Source organism: Rhodococcus baikonurensis, from assembly GCF_040489275.1.
GTDB classification, from domain to species: domain Bacteria; phylum Actinomycetota; class Actinomycetes; order Mycobacteriales; family Mycobacteriaceae; genus Rhodococcus_F; species Rhodococcus_F baikonurensis.
Map to the genome: position 1 here is coordinate 1 of NZ_JBEUOQ010000026.1, position 20,783 is coordinate 20,783.

Genomic DNA, 20,783 nt, shown 5'->3' on the forward strand with positions numbered 1-20,783 from the left:
TTTGTCACATGTTTGGTTTTATTTCGTGCGGCAAAACAGACTTGCTGTCACCCCCCCCGTCCCGTTCCACAGACGGCAATCGCCCAGAGGACGCTGACGAAGGTTCCCATGATGAACTGCTCGGACGCGTGAGGTTCGCGAAGTTCCGGGTACCGTGCGAGTCCCTTGACCGCCAAGACGATCGCGATGCCTTCCGGCCAGGTCGCGAGAATTGACGCCGCCACCGCGAGCCGTTCGAGTATGCCGATCACACGTCCGCCGCGAAGAGGTCCGGCGTCCGGTGCCGGGCTCCCGTCCGGTTGGCGACGGGCGATCTTGAAGGTGGCAAGCACCAACGGTGCACCGGCCGTGGCGGCGGCAAGTACGCACAGGACCAGCGTCGCCCCGAGCGCAAAACCGGTGACCGGGCTCGTTCGGGTCGATGCGAGCGCGGCAACACCCAGCGCCGGCAGCGCGACCACGGACGACGCCCATTCGGGCACCTCCAGTCGACCACGACTGAGCGGTCCCAGTGCCGCTGCAACTGCTGGCGCCGCGGCGGCGACGGCGAGTGCGATCAACGCCAGAACGACCATGTATCCGAGCCCCCTGCTGTGTCGACGAGTTTGTGTACTGATGCGAGCGTGAGCAGTCTAGGGCTGGAGTCTGACCAAAAGTCGTTCTGCGAGGCGACGCCCGGCGAGTTCTGCGTGCCACCCAGCGGTCAGGAGTCTCTTCGACATGGCCTGCTTGGTGATTCCGAGCCGGGTGGCCGCGGTGACCTGAGTGAGTCCGCTGTCCATCAGAGCTATGGCCTCGCGCCCGTCCTTCGTCTGTCTCGCGACGATCGTGCCGAGCAAGGTGAACGCGGCATCGACGTCGGCGGCAAGTTCGTTGCGTGATCTGTCGTCCGGCGCCTGTTCGACGGCAATTTTCGCCGGGGCTCTCTTGGCGCGTTCGACGGCGATTCTTGCAGCTTCGAACGCGGGTCCGCGCCCGGCTCGGGTCTGCCGCGGGAGAGGGTGCTCGACTGGGCCGATCCCGATCCCGACACTCCAGTACTCGCGCCGAATCAGCTCCAGTGCGACGAGGACGAGCAGTGCCGGATCGTCGGTCACTGCTTGAATCTCGTCGCCCGCAGTGCGCTCGAACGGTCGAAGGAGTTCGAGATCGGCCATGTCGTCGATGATGTCCCCGACGCGATCGACGTCCCGTCGACTACCTCGCTGATCCACTGTCAGTACGAACATCAGTCAATGTTATGTAGTTGACTTTCAATAGTCAATCGTTTTGGGTTGACTCAATCAAATCAACCTCTTGAGGTTGACTGCTGTCGACGGTGGTTTCACTCAGTGGAGGCTGACGGCGAGCGTCGAACACCAGACCGGAGATCCCGATTGCAATGCAGATCCCGGACAGGATCAGGAGACGAGGATCGGCTTCGCCGGACAGCGCATCGCCCAGAACGACAATCCCGACAGTGCCGGGCAAAATGCCGACGACGGTGGCAAGGATGTAGGGCACGATCCGGATCGACGAAATGCCACAGCAGTAGTTCACCACCGAGAAGGGGACAAACGCGATCAAGCGCAGAGACCCGACGGCCAGCCACCCCCGCTTTTCGATCCGCTCGTCCACCCGCCGGATCGTCGGACTCGAAATCCGTTGCCAAACAACGTCGCGGCCGATGGCGCGGACCAGGTAGAGGGCCAGTACGGCACTCACAGTCGTTGCCGCCACAGTAAGGGCGATGCCGGTCACCGAGCCGAAGAGAACCCCCGCGCTGAGAGTGAAGACGGTCCGCGGAAACGGCGCGACGGTGACTATCGAATGAACCAGGAAGAACACGAGGGGAAACGCCGGGCCAACCGAGTCCGCCCACTCGCGCACCTGAGACACCGTGGGATGTGGGGTGAGGAGGGCAGCGAGGAACAAAGCGAGCACTACCAGGACTATTGCGATCAATCTTCGGTCCAGCAGGCGTCCCATCACAGGTCACAAGGCTACCTGTGAACGGTGAACCGAGCCGACTACAGACCCGCAAACGCACGTTGAACATCGCCACGGAGATGGGAAAGCAGCGTGCTCCAGGCGACAATGAAACCGGTGGTGTGACGAAAACCACTAGGGTTTTGAGGCGGTGCGCACGTGCAGTCCCGGCCAGTGAAACGAACTCGCGGGTAACTCACATACATGCTGAACAATCGCTAGGTAAGGACCAGTCGCAGGTGCCCGAACGACTGAAACCCGAGTCTGCGGACCGGTCGGAAAATGGTCGTGAACGCCGTCGTGAACGGCACTGTGAAGAACCTGACGTGATCCTCACGATATCTGAGCTCAGAGGCGGGTTAGCATCACAGAACTAACGAACAATTCCGATTATCGGTAAAGCGCTCACGCAAAAAATGAGAGGGAGCGGACACAGTGTCATTAGCTTCAGAAGCCGAGGCTGTCGAGCAGGCATATGCGGAGTGGCAGCGCTCCGTAGCCGGAGTGCTCGCCAAGTCCCGCAGAGTCGATGCGGCAGAACTGGGCCCCGAGCCACAGAAACTGCTCGAAACCGTCACCTACGACGGCGTCACTGTCGCACCGCTCTACAGCCCACGCGACGAGCGTCCCGAGCAGAGCCTGCCGGGCACGTTCCCGTACGTGCGAGGCGTCGATGCTCACCGTGACGTCAATGCCGGTTGGTTGGTCTCCGCTGTATTCGGAACGGCCTCCGCGGCGGAGACGAACCGCAGCGTCCTCGACGCTCTCGAAAATGGTGTCAGTGCACTGTGGTTGAAGGTCGGTGCCAAGGGCCTCCCGGTCACCGACATCGCCGCTGCGCTCGAGGGTGTGCTTCTCGATCTCGCGCCGCTGACGCTCGACGCAGGCGCGGAGGCAGGCGATGCTGCCCGTGCACTCCTCTCTCTCCTCGACGCACGCGCCGAAGCCGGTGACGGCGTCAGCGATCGCGCCGGCATCCGCATCCACCTCGGTGCCGCACCGTTGACCAGTTCGTTCTCCGGCGCAGCCGACGTCGAACTTGCCGACGCCGTCGAGTTGGCCGCACTCGCTGCAGCGCGTACGGAAACCGTGCACGCGATCACCGTCGACGGCACGGCGTTCCACAACGCCGGTGCCGGCGATGCCGAAGAACTCGGTGCTGCGATTGCCGCCGGCCTCGAGTATCTGCGTGCACTCACCGCCGAGAGTGGCCTGACCATCGGTGCCGCCTTGTCGCAGTTGGCTTTCCGCTACTCGGCAACCGACGATCAGTTCCAGACCATCGCGAAGTTCCGTGCCGCACGGCTCGTGTGGGCACGCATCGCGCAGGTCTGCGGTGCTTCCGATTTCGGCGGAGCACCTCAGCATGCGGTCACCTCCGCCGCGATGATGGCTCAGCGTGATCCCTGGGTGAACATGCTGCGCACCACCCTCGCCGCATTCGGCGCCGGTGTCGGTGGAGCAGACGCGGTGACGGTCCTTCCGTTCGACGTCGCTCTTGCCGACGGCACCCTCGGCGTCAGCAAGTCCTTCTCTTCACGCATCGCCCGCAACACCCAGTTGCTGCTGCTCGAAGAGTCACACCTGGGCCGTGTCCTCGACCCGTCTGCCGGATCCTGGTACGTCGAGGACCTGACACAGCAGATCGCCGCCACCGCGTGGGAGTTCTTCCAGGAGATCGAAGCAGCCGGCGGATACCTGGCGGCCCTCGAAGCGGGAATCGTCTCCGGTCGCATCGCTGCCACCAAAGCAAAGCGTGACTCCGACATCGCACATCGCAAGACCACGGTCACCGGAGTCAACGAGTTCCCGAACCTCGGCGAAACACCGCTGTCCGCCGAAGCGGTCGAGCCCGGTCAGACCGTCGCCCGCTATGCAGCTGCATTCGAAGCACTTCGTGACCGTTCGGACGCGTTCCTCGCCTCCGGCGGCGCACGTCCCACTGCGCTTCTCGTGCCGCTGGGCTCGGTCGCAGAACACAATGTGCGCACCACGTTTGCGTCCAACCTGCTTGCTTCGGGTGGTATCGACGCAGTCAACCCGGGCCCGCTCGAGGTGGGCGCCGAGGCGATCTCCGCAGCTGTCAAGGCTTCCGGTGCCACCGTCGCCGTGCTGTGTGGCACGGACAAGCGCTACGGCGAGAGTGCCGCAGCAGCTGTCGCCGAACTTCGCGCCGCCGGTATCACCAAGGTGCTGCTGGCCGGACCGGAAAAGGCAGTCGCAGACGCGACCGGCGATTCTCGCCCGGACGGATTCCTCACCGCCCGCATCGACGCAGTGTCGGCTCTGACCGAACTGCTCGACTTCATCGAGACGGGAAGCTCCAAGTGACGACACGAGAGGTCAAGCACGTGATCGGCAGTTTCGCCGAGGTCCCACTCGAGGACCCGCAGTCTCCGGCACCCACACCGCCGTCGGTCGAGCAGGCCCAGGCGCTCATCGAAGAGGGTGCAAACGCCAACAACTACGCCGCCGAGCAGGTTGTCTGGTCGACCCCGGAAGGCATCGACGTCAAGCCGGTATACACCGCAGCCGACCGCGCAGCCGCCGCCGAGTCCGGTTACCCGCTCGACAGCTTCCCGGGCGCGGCACCATTCCTGCGTGGTCCGTACCCGACCATGTACGTGAACCAGCCGTGGACCATTCGTCAGTACGCCGGCTTCTCCACTGCCGCGGAGTCGAATGCGTTCTACCGTCGCAACCTCGCAGCCGGCCAGAAAGGCCTGTCGGTCGCCTTCGACCTCGCCACGCACCGCGGCTACGACTCCGACCACCCACGCGTCGCCGGCGACGTCGGAATGGCCGGTGTCGCAATCGATTCCATCCTCGACATGCGCCAGCTCTTCGACGGAATCGACCTCTCGCAGGTGTCGGTCTCGATGACCATGAACGGCGCTGTTCTGCCGATCCTCGCGCTGTACGTCGCAGCGGCAGGTGAGCAGGGTGTCACTCCGGACAAGCTGGCCGGAACGATCCAGAACGACATCCTCAAAGAGTTCATGGTTCGTAACACCTACATCTATCCGCCCAAGCCCTCCATGCGGATCATCTCGGACATCTTCGCGTACTCCAGTGCCGAAATGCCGAAGTACAACTCCATCTCGATCTCGGGTTACCACATCCAGGAAGCCGGAGCGACGGCCGATCTGGAACTGGCGTACACCCTCGCGGACGGCGTCGAGTACATCCGCGCCGGCCTCGACGCGGGTATGGACATCGACAAGTTCGCACCTCGCCTGTCCTTCTTCTGGGCCATCGGCATGAACTTCTTCATGGAGGTCGCCAAGCTGCGGGCCGGACGCCTCCTCTGGGCCGAGTTGGTGGCCAAGTTCGACCCCAAGAGCGCGAAGTCGCTCTCGCTGCGTACCCACTCGCAGACCTCCGGCTGGTCCCTGACCGCGCAGGACGTCTTCAACAACGTTCCGCGTACCTGCGTCGAAGCCATGGCTGCCACCCAGGGCCACACTCAGTCGCTGCACACCAACGCACTCGACGAGGCCATTGCGCTGCCGACGGACTTCTCCGCCCGCATCGCCCGTAACACCCAGTTGCTGCTGCAGCAGGAGTCCGGCACCGTGCGTCCCATCGACCCGTGGGGTGGCTCGTACTACGTCGAGTGGCTGACCAACGAACTCGCCAACCGGGCTCGTAAGCACATCGAAGAGGTCGAGGAAGCCGGCGGTATGGCTCAGGCCATCAACGAAGGCATCCCGAAGCTGCGTATCGAGGAAGCCGCCGCTCGCACCCAGGCACGCATCGACTCCGGCCGGCAGCCGCTCGTCGGCGTCAACAAGTACGTTCCCGACGAGGTCGACACCATCGAGGTTCTCAAGGTCGAGAACTCCAAGGTGCGCAAGGAACAGCTCGAGAAGCTCGTTCGTCTACGCGCGGAACGTGATCCGGAAGCCGTCGAGGCCGCACTCGCGAACCTCACCCGTGCTGCCGCGTCCACCGAAGGCGGCATGGAGAACAATCTCCTCGCCCTCGCTGTCGTCGCCGCCCGCGCCATGGCTACCGTCGGCGAGATTTCCGACGCCCTCGAAAAGGTGTACGGACGCCACCAGGCCGAGATCCGCACCATCAGTGGTGTGTACCGCGACGAGGCAGGAACGGTGAGCAACATCAGCAAGGCGATGGAACTGGTCGAGAAGTTCGCCGAGGACGAAGGACGTCGTCCCCGCATCCTCGTCGCGAAGATGGGCCAGGACGGTCACGACCGTGGCCAGAAGGTCATCTCCACGGCCTTCGCGGACATCGGATTCGACGTCGACGTCGGACCGCTGTTCCAGACCCCCGAAGAGGTCGCCAACCAGGCGGCCGACAACGACGTCCACGTAGTCGGTGTGTCGTCGTTGGCAGCCGGCCACCTCACCTTGGTGCCGGCTCTGCGGGAAGCTCTGGCTGCAGCCGGTCGTCCCGACATCATGATCGTCGTCGGCGGCGTCATTCCGCCCGGTGACTTCGACGAACTCTACGAGGCCGGCGCTGCTGCCATCTTCCCGCCCGGCACCGTCATCGCCGACGCTGCCAGCGGATTGTTGGAGAAGCTCTCCGCCCAACTGGGTCACGACCACAGCTGAGAAGGGGGTCACTGAAGATGGCACGTCAGCCCATCGACATTGATTCTCTCGCCGAGGCGGTGCGCGGAAATGAGCGTGCCGGCCTCGCTCGGGCGATCACCCTCGTCGAATCCACTCGTGACGACCACCGAGCGCTCGCGCAGCAGCTTCTACTGAAGTTGCTGCCCGAGGCCGGGGGAGCGCACCGGATCGGCATCACCGGCGTTCCCGGCGTCGGCAAGTCGACGTTCATCGACGCGCTCGGAATGTACTTGCTGGGCAAGGGACATCGGGTTGCGGTGTTGGCGGTCGATCCGTCCTCCACCCGCACCGGTGGCTCGATTCTCGGTGACAAGACGCGCATGGCTCGGCTCACGGTCGAGAAGAACGCGTACATCCGGCCGTCACCGACGTCCGGCACACTCGGCGGAGTTGCCAAGGCGACTCGCGAGACCATCGTGCTTCTCGAAGCCGCCGGTTTCGACGTCATCCTGGTGGAGACGGTGGGTGTCGGGCAGTCCGAGGTCACTGTTGCCAACATGGTGGACTGCTTCACCTTCCTGACCCTCGCTCGTACCGGTGATCAGCTCCAGGGCATCAAGAAGGGTGTCCTCGAGCTCGCAGATCTGGTGGCGGTCAACAAGGCCGATGGCAAGCATGAGCGCGAGGCAAAGGGTGCTGCCCGCGAACTTGCGGGAGCGCTTCGCCTGATCTACCCGCACGACGCCATCTGGAAGCCGCCCGTCATCACGATGAGCGGTCTCGAAGGTATCGGGCTGGACGAGTTCTGGGGAACTGTCACCAAGCACCGTGAGGTGCTCACCGAAGCAGGTCAGTTCGAGGAGAAGCGTCGCAAGCAACAGGTCGATTGGACCTGGACGATGGTCAACGATCAGCTACTGCGCAGGCTCTCGAGCAACGATCGGGTGCGTGCGATCCGGGCCGACGTCGAGCAGAGCGTGCGTGACGGTTCGCTGACAGCGGCGTTGGCGGCGGGAAGAATTCTCGACGCGTTCGACGGAAGCAACTAGAGCGGAAAGAACGAAATCCCGGGTATCCGACAGCGGATACCCGGGATTTCTTCTGTGACGAGCTATCGTTCGCGCTTGACCGCAGGCTCGGTGAGTTCGGTCTCGACAGCGAGTTCGACTCCCGTGAAATCGCCTTCGGCCTCGGCCGGGGTGAGCGTGGACCGCTTCCACGCGTAGAACAGCAACGCCGCCCACGCGCCGAGAATGGCCAGGTAACCGGCCACCGTCACCGCCCCGGCGATATCGAAGGATTTGAACAGCTTCTGCGCGTTGGTCAACACGATCACGCCACCCACCGCTGTTCCGAGCAAGGTTGCAGGCACCCGGCTGACGAGCCACGCCGCAAACGGTGCTGCGATGACACCGCCGAGCGCGAGACCGGCGACAACGAGAAGGTTTCCCGCCGACTCACGACCCAATCCGACAAGAAATCCCAGCGAAGCGGCTGACGCGACCAGAAACTCCGAGGCGCTGACCGAACCGATCACGGTGCGTGGCGCGGTCTTGCCCCGCGAGAGCAGCGTGCTGGTGGTGATCGGGCCCCAACCACCACCGCCGGATGCATCGATGAAACCACCGAACAGGCCGAGCGGGGACAGGAAACGTGCAGTGTGCGGGGTGGTGCGAGCATCGGCCACGGCCGGTGGGCGGACCGAAAAGCGAAGTGCCACATAGACACCGATTGCCAGCAGAATCGTCGCCGTGATGGGGACCGCTGCTTCGGTGGACAGACCCGAGAGCACGGTGGCGCCGATGAATGCACCGACGGCGCCGGGCACACCGAGCTTGGCGACCAGCTTCCAGTCGATGTTCTTGAACTTCCAATGCGACACACCCGAAGCGAGGGTGGTGCCGACCTCGGCCAGGTGAACAGCGGCGCTGGCCTGAGCCGGACCGAGGCCACCGATCATCAGCAGAGTGGTTGCGGTGACACCGAAGGCCATGCCGAGGGCACCGTCGACGAGCTGGGCGCCGACGCCGACAAGGGTGAACAAAAGAAGGTTGAACATGAGAAGACAGACTCCGAGCGAAGAAGCGACAAAGTCAGGGGTGCAGGCAGCGAGAATCGCCGCTCAGCAACACGCCTGATCGAAGCATGCGCTACGACGAGTGGGCCAGAACGCCATCAATCCAAGCGCAAATGCCGGGGAGGCATCGTGGCTGGAAATCTGCACGTCAGGGTCCTTCTGTTCTCGTTCGTTGGTGTTCTGTCCATGCGAGCATAACCGGTCCCGAGCTCGATCAACCCACGGCGCGGGCGAACTTTCCCACTCGGTGGACAAGTCGATCGAAGAATTCCGCCGGATCGGTGCTGACAGCGACGTCCGCGTTGGGCTCACGCTTCCAGTGCCCGACCCAGTCAGCAACCGTCGTTCCGATCAGCAGCGGACTCTCGGTTTCGACATCCACCGTTGCCGGTTTCAGCGTCGCCAACCTCGGGTCGAGCGCGACAGCAGCAGCAAAGGGATCATGCATGTGAGCAAGAAATCCCTGGTCGTACTCTCGATGGAACTCCATGTAGAACCGGATCGCGTCGGACATATGCCTGATCACGCTGTTGGACGCGGAACTGCGGACGTCGGGGCCGTCGTCGGGCGAGATGACCTCGTCCGGAGTGCTCCCGGCAGCTTCCGCGAGCCGACGCACATGTTCCGGGAACATCTCGATGGATTCGGTGACGTTGAGGCCGCAGATGATCGGGCGCCGGTGCGCGGGTACGACGGAGAACGCGTCGAACACCTCCTTGGCGGCGTGCGGATCCACCGAGACGTTCCACTCGGCGGTCGGCGTCGTGTTGCCCGGATAGTTGAACGACCCACCCATCACGACCAGTCGCTTCAACAGAGACGGAAGATCGGGTTCACGCCTGATCGCCAGCGCAAGGTTGGTGAGCGGCCCCGTGACCAGCCCGGTGAGTTGTCCGGGGTACTCACGGACGAGATCAACCCAGAGGTCGGTGGCTGTTCGGACCGAGAGCTTGCGACCCGAATCGGGGAGGACGGCATGCCCGATCCCTTGCGGACCGTGAGTCTCCTCGGTGGTGCGCAGCGGGATCACCAGTGGCTCGCGGGCGCCGAGTGCAACCTCGATGTCCGGGGCGCCGCAGAGAGCAAGCCAATTGAGGTTGTTGGCCGCGACCTGCTCCACCGGAACATTGCCGGCGGTGCTCGCTATCCCCAGAATCTCGGCCTCGGGGCTGGCAAGGAGATAGAGAAGCGCCAACGAGTCGTCGATACCGGTGTCGACGTCGACGATGAGCTTGTGCATGTCACTCATCGGTGGCCACCAGGATCGTCGGGGAATGCAGGACGGGGAAGTTCACCGATCGAGCGATGAAACATTTCGTGTGTGCGGGGCCGTGAAGCTCTTTCGCCGTCTCGACCATCTCCGCTTCGGCTACCAACACCGTCGGATTCAACGTCACTTCGATGAACTGGCCGCCGCCATCGGATTCCTCGATCATGCTGCCGACCGGCTGATCGCTGTAGTCGAGAACGACCACACCCGAAGCCGCTGCCAGACCGAGGTACCAGAGCATGTGGCACTGGGCGAGGGAGGCTACGAGCAGTTCCTCGGGGTTCCATCGCTGCGCGTCGCCGCGGAACGAGGGATCCGAGCTCCCGAGAAGCTCGGGCTTTCCGACCGCGGATATTGCATGATTGCGCGAATATGCCTGCGTGCTGGACGTTCCGGATCCCAGGTCGCCCGTCCACTGAAGGTCGAGTGTGTAGGTATGTGACTTCACAGGTCCATCTTGCCCTGAATGTGCCGGTCCCTCAGTGTGCCCACTCCGCCCGATCCGTTCCCCACGGACGGGCCGGTTCGGGGTAGTCCTCGAACTCTGCCAGCGCGGGTCGTGCGGTGGTCATGTCGCCATGGTTGACAACAACATTCAGGCCGGGAGCGGTCGGTAGACCGGGATGGACGGTTCGGCCGGGTGCGTCGAGAAGACGAGCGCCTGTGCTTGCCAGGGACACGTCGACATCGCGGCCACGGCCGTCGTGCGAGCGCAGCGTCAACGCGTCGAGGATCCCCGCTGCCAGGAAGTACCCGGTCGAGTGGTCGAGGGCCTGCGCGGGCAAGGCGCCCGGATTCTCACCGCCCTCCAGGAGCGAGATACCGGACGCGGCCTGCACGATGCTGTCGAAGCCGCGCCGATTCGCCCACGGACCTTCCCATCCCCAGGCACTGACGCGCCCGTGAATCAGGTGCGCGGGAAGATCCTGCCCGATGAGCGCTTCGAGGGCGCCGGGCCGGTAGCCGGTGACCAGCACGTCTGCGGTTTCGAGGAGTTCTCGGAACGCTGCCGCTCCCGCCGAGGATTTCAGGTCGAGAAGCGCCGACCGCTTGCCCTGTCCACTGTCGAGGTGCTGCCATCCGATCTCGGGGATCGCCGGGGGATCGATCCGCAGAACGTCAGCACCGACCAAAGCGAGGGCACGGGTCGCGACCGGGCCGGCGATGACCCGAGTCAGATCGAGGACACGCAACCGCTCCGAGTTCGGGAGGGCTTTTCCTTCGCCGCGTGCTCGGGCGGACACCAAAGGCGCAGATCTCGCGGCTGCACACTGCTCACTCATGCGCCATTCGGTCTCGGTACGAACACGGACCGCGATGGCTCCGATCTCGGCGGCCTGCTGCTCGATCTCGATGGCGCTGAGTTCGGATATCCGTTGCGCTACATCATCCTTGGTTGCAGTCGGATCGAGTTCCAGAATGCTGAGCAGACGGTCGCGATGGTGCGGATAGTTGCCGTGCGTGCGGACCCAACCGTCGCGTGCGGCGAAGAACCCCGAGTATTCGGAGAACCCGCTTATCGGTTCGCCGCCGATGCGGAACAGTCGATCGCTCGAGAAGGACGCGGCGATGCGCTCGGGATCGAGGCTCCAGTGCCTGTCGACCTGGCCGTCTGATCGGTCAATTGCCGAGGCGAACGCCGCGACCGAGCCCACGGCCAGGTCGAACACCGGCAGGTGTGCCGCAAGGAAGCCCGCAGAGTCCGGGCATTCGATGTGCCCGCGTCGGTCGTCGGCGTGCACCCCGACGTCACGTTGGTATTCGTCGAGATAGAACCCGTACCCGTGATCCATGTGACGCCTTTCGGCAGTTCAGTGGCCGAGAAGCTCCCGGCACTTCTCTGCCAGCGTATCGCGGAGCGGCGCAGCTCGATCCGCCAGGTTTTGTTGCTGACGCACGTATTCGGCGCGGCCCGCGGGAGTTTCGATACGAATGGGGGAGTACCCGTACTCGGCGAGGTCGTAAGGGCTCGCGCGCATGTCGAGTTCACGTGCCAGGAGGGCGTGTTCGAAGCACTGCATCACCAGATCCGAATCGACGAGCGGCAACAGCTTGAAGCTCCACTTGTACAGGTCCATCCCTGCGTGCAGGCAGCCCGGCTGTTCGTGATCGACCTGGGTTTCCCGGGCAAGAGGGAGCGCGTTCTTGGGCGCCGCGGCCGGCGTGAAGAACCGGAACGCGTCGTAGTGCGTGCATTTGAGTGGCAGGGATTCGACGACCGCGTCGGTGCCGGCGAACCCCAACCGCAGCGGCACTGACTGGTGACGAATCGCGTCCTCGCCGCCGCGATAGACCATCGCCCATTCGTGGAGGCCGAAGCAGCCCAGCACGGCGGGCCGCGCAGACGTCTGATTCAACAGATTCCACACGAATTCGACAGTGTGACGCCGACGCTCCAGCACTGAGTCGTCGACCGTCGCGGTACCCGAATCGTCGACGCGGTAGCCGGAGAAGGCTGCGTATTCGCCGGCGTTCTCGAGTGCGACTCCGTAACCGGGGTGCCAGCGGCGCAGTTGGGCGGGCTTGAAGTTGTAGTACGTGAAGAGGAAGTCGTGCACCGGGTGGGAGATACCGGCGCTCCGACGCGCTCGGTGCGGCTCGACGAGCTTCTCCACCTCCTCGAGGTGAAGTGCCCGCCGAGCCGTCCACTCGCTCTGCGCGAGTGCGAGTGAATGCACCGAACGTGTCATCGATCAGCTGTTTCTTTGTCCGGGAACAGCATCCGTGCCGCGATGCGTGCCGTCGCGGACCGTTCCGACGTACTCCTCGAGCAGATCCTCGAGCGCGACGATACCGATCACGACTCCGTCGGCGTCCGCGACTGCACCGAGATGAGAGCTCGCCCGACGAAGGCCGGCCAACGCTTCGGCCAGCGGCGTGCTGAGCGGAACGATGGGCAGCGGGCGTATATCCGACGTCGGAACGACGGTGTCCGGCCCGGCGGCTTCGTCGAGCACCTCGTCGAGCACGTCCTTGAGGTGCACGTACCCGGCCAGAGATCCGTCGCTCGCTCGCACCGGGTAACGGGAGTATCCGGTCTCGATGACCGCGCGCTCGATCTCACCCAGTGTTGTTCCCGACGGCGTGAGGGGAATGGTCCGCACCTTGTCGAGAGTGATCAGGACCTCGGAGACGGTGCGATCGGTCGATTCGAGTGCCTGCTTCAATCGCCGGTGTTCTTCGGCGTCGATCAGACCTTCGGATCGCGATTCACCGATCATCGCCGACAACTCCACGGCAGAGACCGTGACGTCGAGTTCGTCCTTCGGCTCGACGCGCAGGAGCTTCAGCACTCCGTTTGCGCAGAGGTTGTAGAACGCGATGATCGGGCGAGCGATCTTGATGAAGGCCAGATGCACGGGAACGAGCAGCATGGCCGTCTTCTCGGGGCCCGCCAACGCGATGTTCTTGGGCACCATCTCGCCGAGCAGGATGTGCAGCACGACGACCAGCGACAGCGCGATCGCAAACGAAATCGGGTGCAGCAATCCATCGGGAAGGCCCACGGCTTCCATCGGCACCTCGAGGAGATGCGCAATGGCAGGCTCGGCGACCTTACCGAGGAGGATCGAGCAGATCGTGATGCCCAGCTGAGCCGCAGCAAGCATCAGCGACAGGTTCTCACCGGCCTTGATGACCGTGAGCGCTCGCTTCTTGCCTTGAGCGACCAGTGCCTCGAGGCGGTCACGTCGTGCGGAGATCAGCGCGAACTCCGCACCGACGAAGAATGCGTTGCCGGCAAGCAGCACGACGGTGAGGAGTACACCGAAGAGGTTATTCATCGTCGGACTCCTTCTTGTCGTCGTCTGCGGATTCGGGTTCGACGTAAGCAGGGACAGGCGTGATGGTCACCCGGTCGATACGACGGCCGTCCATGCTGGTCACTCGTGCGATCCACTTGCCACGGGAATCGCCGGACGAGTCGACATCGGGCAACTCCACTTCGTCACCTTCGTCGGGGATGCGCCCCAGTTCGGTGAGCACCAACCCACCGAGGGTGTCGTAGTCGCCTTCGGGGGCGGTGTATCCCGTCGCCGACGTGACCTCGTCGATGCGCAAGAGGCCGGAGCACGACCATCCGTCGCCGACGCGTTGTACGTCGAGTTCGGGTTCGTCGTGTTCGTCGCGCACATCGCCGACGATTTCCTCGATGAGGTCTTCCATCGTGACGATGCCGGCTGTTCCGCCGTATTCGTCGACGACCAGAGCGACCTGCATGCCGTCGGAGCGGATCCGCTCCATGACGGTGTCTCCGTCCAAGCTCGACGGCACGACCGGAACACGTTGCGCCAGACTGTCGACGCGCGTCGTGCGCCTGCGTTCCGCGGGAACGGTGAACGCGTGCTTGATGTGTACGACGCCGACCGTGTCGTCCAGATCGCCGCGAACGACGGGGAAGCGCGAGTAGCCGGTCCGCGACGCCGTCACGATGAGGTCTGCGACGGTGTCCGAGAGTTCCAGCGATTCGATCTTCACTCGCGGAGTCATCAGCTCTTCTGCGGTGCGGTCACCGAACTGCAGTGAACGGTCGACGAGCATCGCCGTGCCCTTGTCGATGGACCCGCGCTGCGCGGACGTACGCACGAGTGACCCGAGTTCCTGCGGTGATCGCGCGGAGCGCAACTCTTCCGCGGGTTCGATGCCCAGGCGTCGCACGATCCAGTTGGCGGTTCCGTTGAGGCCGTTGATGGCCCACCGGAAGATCAGCGAGAAGCCTGCCTGCAGACCCGCAGTCGCGCGAGCCGTGGGCATCGGCTTGGAGATTGCGAGGTTCTTCGGTACGAGCTCACCGAAGATCATGGAGAACGAGGTCGCAAGCACCAGCGCCAAGATCAAAGACGTTGTGGAAGCGGCGGATTCACCGAGTCCGACGGCCTTCGCGACCGGCGTGATGAACCGCGCCAGAACGGGCTCGGCCAGGTAACCGGTGATCAGGGTGGTGATCGTGATGCCGAGTTGGGCACCGGAGAGCTGGAACGAGAGCGTCTTGTGCGCGTGTTGAACCTGACGCGAGCGTCGGTCGCCGTCGCGAGCGGCTTCGTCGACGGTGCTGCGCTCGAGAGCAGTCAGCGAGAATTCGGCCGCCACGAAGAGGGCGGTGCCTGCAGTCAGCGCGATGAAGCCGAAGAGGCTGAGAATGGTGAAAACGATGTCCATGTGTCATCGCCACCTGAGGTGTGCACGGGGGCCGCCGGGTTTGTCTCCCGGCTCGCTAGAGGAGCCCTCCGAACCGGCGGAATCAGACGATTCCTCGGATAAAACGACGGGTGTAGCGCCGGGTAAGTGTGTGGGTGCCTCGGGCACCGGGTTCCTCTCGTCAGAGCCGAGGATTTCTCGGCTGTAGCGGGCTCGGTCGGGTCGCCGAAGGGCACCCGACCGAGTTTTATTTCTTGTTTACGGATCCAATGATACCGGCGGGTGCCCGGGAGTAGGGACCCGAGCACCCGCCGACTGTCACAGAACGTGGTTCACCAACCCGACGGGAGTGGCCGTCCTTCGGCGAATCCGGCGGCGGACTGAACACCGAGAACCGCCTTCTCGTGCAGCTCTTCGAGTGAGCGTGCACCCGCGTACGTGCAGGTACTGCGCACGCCGGAACAAATCTGATCGATCAGGTCCTCGACTCCGGGGCGCTCGGGATCGAGACGCATCCGCGAACTCGAGATGCCTTCCTCGAACAATCCCTTACGGGCGCGATCGAAAGCAGTTTCGGTGGCTGTGCGAGCGGCAACAGCGCGCTTGGAAGCCATACCGAAGCTCTCCTTGTACGCGTTGCCCGCCTGATCGACTTTGAGGTCGCCGGGGGACTCGTACGTGCCGGCGAACCACGAGCCGATCATGACGTTCGACGCGCCCGCCGCGAGGGCGAGGGCAACGTCGCGAGGGTGGCGAACGCCGCCGTCGGCCCAGACGTGCTTGCCGAGCTCGCGCGCCGCAGACGCACATTCCGCGACGGCCGAGAACTGTGGGCGTCCGACGCCGGTCATCATGCGGGTCGTGCACATGGCGCCCGGCCCGACTCCGACCTTGACGATGTCGGCGCCGGCAGCGATCAGATCACGGGTGCCCTGTGCCGAGACCACGTTGCCTGCGACCAACGGAACGCCGAGGTCGAGCGCCTTGAGCGTGGTCAGCGCATCGATCATTCTCTGCTGGTGACCGTGCGCCGTGTCGACGACGATCACGTCGGCACCGGCGTCGACGAGTGCCTTGGCCTTGGCGCCCACGTCGCCGTTCACACCGACCGCCGCAGCGACCCGGAGTGCGCCGCGCTCGTCGACTGCAGGGTCGTAGATGCCGGCACGAATCGCGCCGGTGCGGGTGAGGACGCCGGCTAGAGTGCCGTCTTCGTTGACGATGACCGCGAGCGGATCGTGCTTGGCTTCGAGGAGTTCGAACACCTCGCGCGGCGTCGCGGTGACCGGGGCTGTGACGAAGTCGGTGATGGCGACCGAGCGCAGACGCGTGAACCGGTCGACGTCAGCGCACGCGGCCTCGGTGACCACGCCGAGTGGCTTGCCCTCTTCGACCACCACGACGGCGCCGTGTGCACGCTTGGGAAGCAGCGCCAGCGCGTCGGAGACGGCGTCGTCCGGACTCAACGTGACCGGCGTGTCGGCGACGAGGTGGCGGCTCTTGACGAACGCCACGGTCTCGGCGACAGCTTCGGTGGGGACGTCCTGCGGAATGATGACCAGTCCGCCGCGGCGGGCAACTGTCTCGGCCATGCGGCGGCCGGCGACTGCCGTCATATTGGCGACGACGACAGGAATGGTGGTTCCGGATCCGTCGGAAGAAGTGAGATCGACGTCGAACCGGGAGGTGACCTCTGTCCGGTTAGGGACGAGAAAAACGTCGTCGTAGGTCAGGTCGTATGGGGGGCGTTGCCCTTCGAGGAACTGCACGTTTCACGAGCCTACCGTCGATTCCGCCGTGGCGCCCTCGGTATCGCGCGCTTGCGAGCGGGAGAGGGCGATCGTGGTCATGATCATGACGGCGACGGCGCACCCGATGAGAGCAATTCCGGGACCGTCCACGCGGAGGCGTTCGTCCAGCACCGTCATCCCCAGGAAGATGGCTGCGATCGGCTCGCCGATCGTCAGGGCGGGTAGCGACGCCGACAGCGGTCCGACCTGGAAGGCGCGTTGCTGGAGGTAGACCCCGATGGCTCCCGAGGCGATCAGCGCCCAGGTCTGCCACGCCGAAATCACTCCGACGACGCCGTGTCCGAGTAGGTCGGTGACGTACTTGGTGAATGCGACCGCCACACCGTAGAAGATGCCGGCCGCGGAGCCGAGAAGCAGTGCGCGCCAACCGCCGTCGAGTTTCGACAGGCCGCCGATGGTCGCAATCACGGCGACTGCGACCGTGATCGTCAGGGGTACAGCCCAATCCGACCACGGTGCATTGCTGTCGCCCTCGGTGGGATCGCCGACCACGAGGAAGATCGCCAACGAAATCGCGAGCATGATCGCCAGTGACCACGCCGAACGGGTGATGCGGATTCCCGAGAACTTGGCCGAGAGCGGCAGAGCAAACAGGAGCGAGGTGACGATCAGCGGCTGCACCACCAACACCGAACCCAACGACAGTGCAACGGCCTGCATGACGTAACCGCCGCCGTCACCGATCAATCCGGCCCACCACCGAGGACTCCGGATCAGCGACGCCACCAACGCCTCGCCTTCGGGAACCGCCGACGCTGCCCGCTGCTGAGCGACCGAAGCGCACGCGAAGAGCAGTGCAGCGAGAAGTGCGCAGAGAACCGAGATCAGTGGAAGATCACCCATGTCCTCAGTGTGCGCGCTTGCCCGCCCGATTTCCGGCAGACGGCTTTCCTGCGCCGGGTGCGCCGCGACGCGGGGTCAAACCCTTGGACGCCAGACGCTCCGAACGAGTCGGGACCGGGGTGCCGTCCGCACGGATCTTCTTCACACTCTTGGGATCGGTGACCCGACGCGAGGAGGCGGCTCGTTTGTCGCCGTCCTTCTTCATCCGGCCTCCGGCAGCGGTCCGGCCTGCAGTGTCGTGTTCCTGACGGCCACGCTTGGCGGTGTGCTTGACGGCGACCGTCGTATCGGGAGCCTCGACCGGAATTCCCGTCGGTTCCATCGCTCCGGTGATGCGCGTGAGTTCCAGATCGTCCGGACGAACCCGCACACCGTGAACCTTGATGCCTGCCTGCTTGGTCAACTTCTCGACCGCATCACGTTCTTCGTCGGTGACGATGGTGACGACGACGCCCGATTCGCCGGCGCGTGCCGTCCGGCCGGCCCGGTGCAGGTAGTCCTTCGCCTCGGCCGGGGGATCGACGTGAACCACGAGCGTCACGTCGTCCACATGGATTCCGCGGGCTGCCACATCGGTGGCGACCAGGACGGGAGTTGTCCCGTCGGAGAACGACGCGAGAGTCTTGGTCCGGTTGTTCTGTGTCTTGCCGCCGTGCAGAGCCCCGGCCGAGACACCGATCAAATGCAGTTGCTGCGCAAGACGATCCACGCCGTGCTTGGTCTTGACGAACATGATGGTCCGCCCCGCCCGTGAAGCGATATGTGCGACAACGGATCTCTTGTCGTCACGATCGACGAAGAGCAGGTGATGCTCCATGGTCGAGACGGTGGCAACCGGGGGAGCCGTCGAGTGCGATGCCGGATTGCGCAGGTAACCCGCGACCAGATCGTCGACCTTGCCGTCGAGGGTTGCCGAGAAGAGAAGACGCTGACCATCTTTCGGTGTCGTGTCGAGAATCTTCGCGACCTCGTCGATGAAACCCATGTCTGCCATGTGGTCGGCTTCGTCGATGGTCGTGATCACCACGTCGTCGAGAATCACCGACTTCTGCTCGAGTAGGTCGAGTAGACGGCCTGGGGTCGCGATGAGTAGATCGACACCTCTGGTCAGGATGTCTGCCTGGCGCTTGATCGGAACGCCACCGACCGCATTGGCCACACGCAAACCGATCTCGGTAGCGGCGTCGTCGAGTGCTTTGTGAATCTGGATCGCCAGTTCGCGGGTGGGAGCGAGCACCAAACCGCGCGGACGATTCCGCTTGCTGGCCCCGCCCTTGAGGCGCACCAACATCGGAAGCCCGAAGGCCAAGGTCTTTCCGGAACCCGTCGCGCCGCGCCCGAGAACATCCCGGCCGGCAAGGACGTCAGGGATGGTGGCCGACTGAATGGGGAAGGGAGCGTCGATGCCGTTTCGGCGCAACGCGTGCACCATCACGGCGGGGATTCCGAGGTCGACGAACGAACGCCCTTCGGTCGAGGTGGGCGAGTCGATCGTCGATTCCTGCATTTGTCCAGGCTACCGGGTATCGGTAGAGGCAGATGACCGCAACTACCGATACCCGCTGTGAATCAGGCCTCGATTTCGCTGCGGTCACCGCTCCACAGCGTGTGGAACTTGCCCGGCTTGTCGATGCGCTCGTAGGTGTGCGCGCCGAAGAAGTCGCGCTGACCCTGAGTCAGGGCAGCCGGCAGACGCTCCGCACGCAGACCGTCGTAGTACGAGAGCGAGGACGCGAACGCCGGTACCGGAATGCCGAGCATCGTCGCGGTTGCGACCACGCGGCGCCAACTGTCGATGCCTGCCTCGATGGCCTCGCGGAAGTACGGCGCCAGGATCAAGCTCGGCAGGCTCGGATCTGCGTCGAACGCATCCTTGATGCGGTTGAGGAACTGCGCACGGATGATGCAGCCACCGCGCCAGATCGTTGCCAGGTCGGCAGGCTTGAGGTTCCAGTCGTACTCGGCGCTGCCGGCAGCGATCTGATCGAAGCCCTGCGCGTATGCCACGATCTTCGACGCGTACAGCGCTGCCTGGATGTCGGCGGCGAACTGCTCGGCGTCAGCAGGCTTGTCGCCGAGAGAACCGGCAGCCAGACCCTGCGCCTGAGCTGCGGCGCGCTGGTTGCGGCTACCGGACAGTGCGCGAGCAAACACGGCCTCGGCGATACCGGTGACCGGTACACCCAGATCGAGAGCGGACTTGACCGTCCAGCGGCCGGTGCCCTTCTGCTCGGCAGCGTCGACGATGACGTCGACCAACGGCTTGCCCGTCTCGGCGTCGACCTGGCGGAGCACCTCGGCGGTGATCTCGATCAGGTAGGACTCGAGCGTGCCCTTGTTCCACTCGGTGAAGACGTCCGCGACCTGACCGGCGTCGTAGCCCAGCGCGTCACGGAAGAGGTTGTACGCCTCGCCGATGAGCTGCATGTCGGCGTACTCGATGCCGTTGTGCACCATCTTGACGAAGTGACCGCTGCCGTCGGGGCCGATATGCGTGCAGCACGGGGTGCCGTCGACGTGAGCGGAGATGGACTCGAGAAGCGGGCCGAGAGCCTCGTACGACTCCTTCGGGCCGCCGGGCATGATCGACGGGCCGTTGAGTGCGCCTTCCTCGCCACCGGAGATACCAGCGCCGACGAAGTGCAGCCCGCGGGCGCGGATCGCTGCTTCACGACGGATCGTGTCGGTGTACAGCGAGTTGCCGCCGTCGATGATGATGTCGCCGGGCTCCATGGCGTTCGCGAGCTCTTCGATGACAGCATCGGTCGGGGCGCCTGCCTTGACCATGATCAGAACGCGTCGCGGCTTCTGCAGTGCGGCAACAAACTCTTCGACGGTCTCGGTGCGCACGAAATCGCCCTCGGAACCATGCTCGGCGATCAAAGCATCGGTCTTCGCGATGCTGCGGTTGTGCAGGGCAACGGTGTGACCGTGGCGGGCGAAATTGCGGGCAATATTCGAACCCATGACGGCCAGGCCGGTGACGCCGATCTGAGCTCGGGGTGATTCGGTGCTAGTGGTTGACATGCTTACAGCTTTCCCTCTCGGTCCGCGGCTGTGAAATCCTGCGCTGTGCGCAGCCGGAAACTGTGCGGCCGCGACGCGCGTGAACATCAAACCGTGCATACAAAACACGG

At 64.3% G+C, this 20,783-nt stretch carries 17 protein-coding genes; 3 read left to right on the top strand and 14 right to left on the bottom strand.

Going from position 1 to position 20,783, the window contains the following annotated elements:
* Positions 1–47: 47 nt before the first annotated feature.
* The 3 genes from ABWI03_RS31520 to ABWI03_RS31530 are packed head-to-tail and all read right to left on the bottom strand — an operon-like array spanning position 48 to position 1,968.
* The gene (locus ABWI03_RS31520; protein ID WP_353804548.1) at positions 48–575 is read right to left on the bottom strand and encodes a hypothetical protein; all 528 of its coding nucleotides are present in this window, start codon (positions 573–575) and stop codon (positions 48–50) included.
* Positions 576–632: 57 nt separating this feature from the next.
* Positions 633–1,229, bottom strand: a complete 597-nt coding sequence (locus tag ABWI03_RS31525) for a hypothetical protein (protein WP_095970154.1) — start codon at positions 1,227–1,229, stop codon at positions 633–635.
* A gap of 31 nt (positions 1,230–1,260) precedes the next feature.
* Positions 1,261–1,968 carry a TVP38/TMEM64 family protein gene (locus ABWI03_RS31530; RefSeq protein WP_298773923.1) on the bottom strand — a complete coding sequence of 236 codons (708 nt, stop codon included), beginning with the start codon at positions 1,966–1,968 and terminating at the stop codon, positions 1,261–1,263.
* A 435-nt stretch (positions 1,969–2,403) separates the two neighbouring features.
* Between ABWI03_RS31530 and mutA the strand changes: the two genes are divergently transcribed.
* The 3 genes from mutA to meaB are packed head-to-tail and all read left to right on the top strand — an operon-like array spanning position 2,404 to position 7,558.
* Positions 2,404–4,299, top strand: coding sequence for a methylmalonyl-CoA mutase small subunit (gene mutA, locus ABWI03_RS31535; RefSeq protein ID WP_298773755.1), 1,896 nt, complete (start codon positions 2,404–2,406; stop codon positions 4,297–4,299).
* Positions 4,296–6,548: a methylmalonyl-CoA mutase gene (scpA, locus tag ABWI03_RS31540; protein ID WP_095970151.1), complete on the top strand. Its 2,253-nt coding sequence runs from the start codon at positions 4,296–4,298 to the stop codon at positions 6,546–6,548. Before mutA ends, scpA begins: the two co-directional genes overlap by 4 nt.
* A 17-nt stretch (positions 6,549–6,565) precedes the next feature.
* Entirely contained in the window at positions 6,566–7,558 is a 993-nt protein-coding gene (gene meaB, locus ABWI03_RS31545; RefSeq protein ID WP_095970150.1) for a methylmalonyl Co-A mutase-associated GTPase MeaB, read from the top strand.
* A 62-nt stretch (positions 7,559–7,620) separates the two neighbouring features.
* Here meaB and ABWI03_RS31550 read toward each other — a convergent pair whose 3' ends face one another.
* The 11 genes from ABWI03_RS31550 to gnd all read right to left on the bottom strand — a co-directional run bounded on the left by ABWI03_RS31550 (position 7,621) and on the right by gnd (position 20,673).
* A complete protein-coding gene (locus ABWI03_RS31550) occupies positions 7,621–8,568 on the bottom strand; it encodes a sulfite exporter TauE/SafE family protein (RefSeq protein WP_298773752.1) in 948 nt (315 codons plus the stop codon).
* Positions 8,569–8,800: 232 nt separating this feature from the next.
* Positions 8,801–9,835 carry a nucleoside hydrolase gene (locus tag ABWI03_RS31555; RefSeq protein ID WP_298773750.1) on the bottom strand — a complete coding sequence of 345 codons (1,035 nt, stop codon included), beginning with the start codon at positions 9,833–9,835 and terminating at the stop codon, positions 8,801–8,803.
* Positions 9,828–10,304 carry an OsmC family protein gene (locus tag ABWI03_RS31560; RefSeq protein WP_095970147.1) on the bottom strand — a complete coding sequence of 159 codons (477 nt, stop codon included), beginning with the start codon at positions 10,302–10,304 and terminating at the stop codon, positions 9,828–9,830. Before ABWI03_RS31560 ends, ABWI03_RS31555 begins: the two co-directional genes overlap by 8 nt.
* Positions 10,305–10,335: 31 nt before the next feature.
* A complete protein-coding gene (locus ABWI03_RS31565; RefSeq protein WP_298773747.1) occupies positions 10,336–11,649 on the bottom strand; it encodes a CoA transferase in 1,314 nt (437 codons plus the stop codon).
* Positions 11,650–11,667: 18 nt separating this feature from the next.
* Positions 11,668–12,546 carry a 3-methyladenine DNA glycosylase gene (locus tag ABWI03_RS31570; protein WP_124568596.1) on the bottom strand — a complete coding sequence of 293 codons (879 nt, stop codon included), beginning with the start codon at positions 12,544–12,546 and terminating at the stop codon, positions 11,668–11,670.
* A 3-nt stretch (positions 12,547–12,549) separates the two neighbouring features.
* Positions 12,550–13,638: a hemolysin family protein gene (locus tag ABWI03_RS31575; RefSeq protein WP_095970144.1), complete on the bottom strand. Its 1,089-nt coding sequence runs from the start codon at positions 13,636–13,638 to the stop codon at positions 12,550–12,552.
* Positions 13,631–15,013 carry a hemolysin family protein gene (locus tag ABWI03_RS31580; RefSeq protein WP_095970143.1) on the bottom strand — a complete coding sequence of 461 codons (1,383 nt, stop codon included), beginning with the start codon at positions 15,011–15,013 and terminating at the stop codon, positions 13,631–13,633. The genes ABWI03_RS31575 and ABWI03_RS31580 overlap by 8 nt, the downstream gene beginning before the upstream one ends.
* A 311-nt stretch (positions 15,014–15,324) precedes the next feature.
* Entirely contained in the window at positions 15,325–16,761 is a 1,437-nt protein-coding gene (locus ABWI03_RS31585) for a GuaB1 family IMP dehydrogenase-related protein (RefSeq protein ID WP_124568593.1), read from the bottom strand.
* Positions 16,762–16,764: 3 nt separating this feature from the next.
* Positions 16,765–17,646 (bottom strand): DMT family transporter, encoded by an 882-nt coding sequence (locus tag ABWI03_RS31590; RefSeq protein WP_095970141.1) that lies wholly within the window; start codon positions 17,644–17,646, stop codon positions 16,765–16,767.
* 4 nt (positions 17,647–17,650) lie between these two features.
* Positions 17,651–19,153, bottom strand: coding sequence for a DEAD/DEAH box helicase (locus ABWI03_RS31595; protein WP_095970140.1), 1,503 nt, complete (start codon positions 19,151–19,153; stop codon positions 17,651–17,653).
* Between the two features lie 62 nt (positions 19,154–19,215).
* Positions 19,216–20,673, bottom strand: a complete 1,458-nt coding sequence (gnd, locus tag ABWI03_RS31600) for an NADP-dependent phosphogluconate dehydrogenase (RefSeq protein WP_007730904.1) — start codon at positions 20,671–20,673, stop codon at positions 19,216–19,218.
* Positions 20,674–20,783: the final 110 nt, after the last annotated feature.

What these genes read in the sequence shown, in the direction of transcription:
- ABWI03_RS31520 (WP_353804548.1), bottom strand. Translation starts at nt 575, where the DNA reads ATGGTCGTTCTGGCGTTGATCGCACTCGCCGTCGCCGCCGCGGCGCCA.
- ABWI03_RS31525 (WP_095970154.1), bottom strand. Translation starts at nt 1,229, where the DNA reads ATGTTCGTACTGACAGTGGATCAGCGAGGTAGTCGACGGGACGTCGAT.
- ABWI03_RS31530 (WP_298773923.1), bottom strand. Translation starts at nt 1,968, where the DNA reads ATGGGACGCCTGCTGGACCGAAGATTGATCGCAATAGTCCTGGTAGTG.
- meaB (WP_095970150.1), top strand. Translation starts at nt 6,566, where the DNA reads ATGGCACGTCAGCCCATCGACATTGATTCTCTCGCCGAGGCGGTGCGC.
- ABWI03_RS31550 (WP_298773752.1), bottom strand. Translation starts at nt 8,568, where the DNA reads ATGTTCAACCTTCTTTTGTTCACCCTTGTCGGCGTCGGCGCCCAGCTC.
- ABWI03_RS31555 (WP_298773750.1), bottom strand. Translation starts at nt 9,835, where the DNA reads ATGAGTGACATGCACAAGCTCATCGTCGACGTCGACACCGGTATCGAC.
- ABWI03_RS31565 (WP_298773747.1), bottom strand. Translation starts at nt 11,649, where the DNA reads ATGGATCACGGGTACGGGTTCTATCTCGACGAATACCAACGTGACGTC.
- ABWI03_RS31570 (WP_124568596.1), bottom strand. Translation starts at nt 12,546, where the DNA reads ATGACACGTTCGGTGCATTCACTCGCACTCGCGCAGAGCGAGTGGACG.
- ABWI03_RS31575 (WP_095970144.1), bottom strand. Translation starts at nt 13,638, where the DNA reads ATGAATAACCTCTTCGGTGTACTCCTCACCGTCGTGCTGCTTGCCGGC.
- ABWI03_RS31580 (WP_095970143.1), bottom strand. Translation starts at nt 15,013, where the DNA reads ATGGACATCGTTTTCACCATTCTCAGCCTCTTCGGCTTCATCGCGCTG.
- ABWI03_RS31590 (WP_095970141.1), bottom strand. Translation starts at nt 17,646, where the DNA reads ATGGGTGATCTTCCACTGATCTCGGTTCTCTGCGCACTTCTCGCTGCA.
- ABWI03_RS31595 (WP_095970140.1), bottom strand. Translation starts at nt 19,153, where the DNA reads ATGCAGGAATCGACGATCGACTCGCCCACCTCGACCGAAGGGCGTTCG.
- gnd (WP_007730904.1), bottom strand. Translation starts at nt 20,673, where the DNA reads ATGTCAACCACTAGCACCGAATCACCCCGAGCTCAGATCGGCGTCACC.